Genomic DNA, 3,350 nt, shown 5'->3' with positions numbered 1-3,350 from the left:
AATCTTGACGATGACCTACTCTCACATGGGGAAACCCCACACTACCATCGGCGATGCATCGTTTCACTGCTGAGTTCGGGATGGGATCAGGTGGTTCCAATGCTCTATGGTCGTCAAGAAATTCTGTAGCCAGAATGTCCAGATGGACAGCCCAGCGAATCCGGATATGTGATGGGTGCTGCGTTTAATTTGTGGTCTTACGAATTTTCGGGTCTTTCGTCTTCACCACCGCAATCTGCGTCAGCAAATTGCTTGGGTGTTATATGGTCAAGCCTCACGGGCAATTAGTATTGGTTAGCTCAACGCCTCACAGCGCTTACACACCCAACCTATCAACGTCGTAGTCTTCGACGGCCCTTTAGGGGATTCAAGATCCCAGTGAGATCTCATCTTGAGGCAAGTTTCCCGCTTAGATGCTTTCAGCGGTTATCTCTTCCGAACATAGCTACCCGGCAATGCCACTGGCGTGACAACCGGAACACCAGAGGTTCGTCCACTCCGGTCCTCTCGTACTAGGAGCAGCCCCTCTCAAATCTCAAACGTCCACGGCAGATAGGGACCGAACTGTCTCACGACGTTCTAAACCCAGCTCGCGTACCACTTTAAATGGCGAACAGCCATACCCTTGGGACCGGCTTCAGCCCCAGGATGTGATGAGCCGACATCGAGGTGCCAAACACCGCCGTCGATATGAACTCTTGGGCGGTATCAGCCTGTTATCCCCGGAGTACCTTTTATCCGTTGAGCGATGGCCCTTCCATACAGAACCACCGGATCACTAAGACCTACTTTCGTACCTGCTCGACGTGTTTGTCTCGCAGTCAAGCGCGCTTTTGCCTTTATACTCTACGACCGATTTCCGACCGGTCTGAGCGCACCTTCGTACTCCTCCGTTACTCTTTGGGAGGAGACCGCCCCAGTCAAACTACCCACCATACACTGTCCTCGATCCGGATAACGGACCTGAGTTAGAACCTCAAAGTTGCCAGGGTGGTATTTCAAGGATGGCTCCATGAGAACTGGCGTCCCCACTTCAAAGCCTCCCACCTATCCTACACAAGCAAATTCAAAGTCCAGTGCAAAGCTATAGTAAAGGTTCACGGGGTCTTTCCGTCTAGCCGCGGATACACTGCATCTTCACAGCGATTTCAATTTCACTGAGTCTCGGGTGGAGACAGCGCCGCCATCGTTACGCCATTCGTGCAGGTCGGAACTTACCCGACAAGGAATTTCGCTACCTTAGGACCGTTATAGTTACGGCCGCCGTTTACCGGGGCTTCGATCAAGAGCTTCGCTTGCGCTAACCCCATCAATTAACCTTCCGGCACCGGGCAGGCGTCACACCCTATACGTCCACTTTCGTGTTTGCAGAGTGCTGTGTTTTTAATAAACAGTCGCAGCGGCCTGGTATCTTCGACCGGCATGAGCTTACGGAGCAAGTCCTTCACCCTCGCCGGCGCACCTTCTCCCGAAGTTACGGTGCCATTTTGCCTAGTTCCTTCACCCGAGTTCTCTCAAGCGCCTTGGTATTCTCTACCTAACCACCTGTGTCGGTTTGGGGTACGGTTCCCAGTTATCTGAAGCTTAGGAGCTTTTCTTGGAAGCATGGTATCAACCACTTCGTCGCCTAAAGGCAACTCGTCATCAGCTCTCGGCCTTGAAATCCCGGATTTGCCTAAGATTTCAGCCTACCACCTTAAACCTGGACAACCAACGCCAGGCTGGCCTAACCTTCTCCGTCCCTCCATCGCAATAACTGGAAGTACAGGAATATTAACCTGTTTTCCATCGACTACGCTTTTCAGCCTCGCCTTAGGGACCGACTAACCCTGCGTCGATTAACGTTGCGCAGGAAACCTTGGTCTTTCGGCGTGCGAGTTTTTCACTCGCATTGTCGTTACTCATGTCAGCATTCGCACTTCTGATACCTCCAGCAAGCTTCTCAACTCACCTTCACAGGCTTACAGAACGCTCCTCTACCGCATCACCATAAGGTGATACCCGTAGCTTCGGTGCATGGTTTGAGCCCCGTTACATCTTCCGCGCAGGCCGACTCGACTAGTGAGCTATTACGCTTTCTTTAAAGGGTGGCTGCTTCTAAGCCAACCTCCTAGCTGTCTAAGCCTTCCCACATCGTTTCCCACTTAACCATGACTTTGGGACCTTAGCTGACGGTCTGGGTTGTTTCCCTTTTCACGACGGACGTTAGCACCCGCCGTGTGTCTCCCATGCTCGGCACTTCCAGGTATTCGGAGTTTGCATCGGTTTGGTAAGTCGGGATGACCCCCTAGCCGAAACAGTGCTCTACCCCCTGGAGTGATACATGAGGCGCTACCTAAATAGCTTTCGAGGAGAACCAGCTATCTCCGAGCTTGATTAGCCTTTCACTCCGATCCACAGGTCATCCGCTAACTTTTCAACGGTAGTCGGTTCGGTCCTCCAGTCAGTGTTACCTAACCTTCAACCTGCCCATGGATAGATCGCCCGGTTTCGGGTCTATACCCAGCGACTAAACGCCCTATTAAGACTCGCTTTCGCTACGCCTCCCCTATTCGGTTAAGCTCGCCACTGAATATAAGTCGCTGACCCATTATACAAAAGGTACGCAGTCACCTAACAAAGTAGGCTCCCACTGCTTGTACGCATACGGTTTCAGGTTCTATTTCACTCCCCTCTCCGGGGTTCTTTTCGCCTTTCCCTCACGGTACTGGTTCACTATCGGTCAGTCAGTAGTATTTAGCCTTGGAGGATGGTCCCCCCATATTCAGACAAAGTTTCTCGTGCTCCGTCCTACTCGATTTCATTGACAAGAGATTTTCGTGTACGGGGCTATCACCCACTATGGCCGCACTTTCCAGAGCGTTCCACTAATCTCAAATCAACTTAAGGGCTGGTCCCCGTTCGCTCGCCACTACTAAGGGAATCTCGGTTGATTTCTTTTCCTCAGGGTACTTAGATGTTTCAGTTCCCCTGGTTCGCCTCTTGCACCTATGTATTCAGTACAAGATACTCAGCTTATGCTGAGTGGGTTCCCCCATTCAGAGATCTCTGGATCACAGTCTGTTTGCCGACTCCCCAAAGCTTATCGCAGGCTACCACGTCTTTCATCGCCTCTGACTGCCAAGGCATCCACCGTATGCGCTTCTTCACTTGACCATATAACCCCAAGCAATCTGGTTATACTGTGAAGACGACATTCGCCGAAAATTCGTACGTTGCTCTTTCGAGCAGAACTCACAAATTTTACCTTAGCCTGATCCACCAGCAGTGAAACTGGTGTTCAGTCTATATCTATCACATATCCGAATTTTTAAAGAACGATCTGACAAAAGCCAGAAATCAACATTCGA

General features: G+C 51.1%; 2 rRNA genes. Both read right to left on the bottom strand.

The annotated features are described in order from the left end of the window. Positions 1–2 precede the first annotated feature (2 nt). Positions 3–118: ribosomal RNA gene (gene rrf, locus OO258_RS27190) — 5S ribosomal RNA — on the bottom strand. Positions 119–263: 145 nt separating this feature from the next. After that, a 23S ribosomal RNA gene (locus OO258_RS27185) occupies positions 264–3,156 on the bottom strand. Between the last annotated feature and the right edge of the window lie 194 nt (positions 3,157–3,350).

The sequence above is a fragment of the Pseudomonas sp. DCB_BI genome (assembly GCF_026240995.1).
GTDB lineage: Bacteria > Pseudomonadota > Gammaproteobacteria > Pseudomonadales > Pseudomonadaceae > Aquipseudomonas.
Note: the sequence above shows the minus strand (reverse complement) of the source record. Positions and strands in the feature narration are given on the sequence as shown.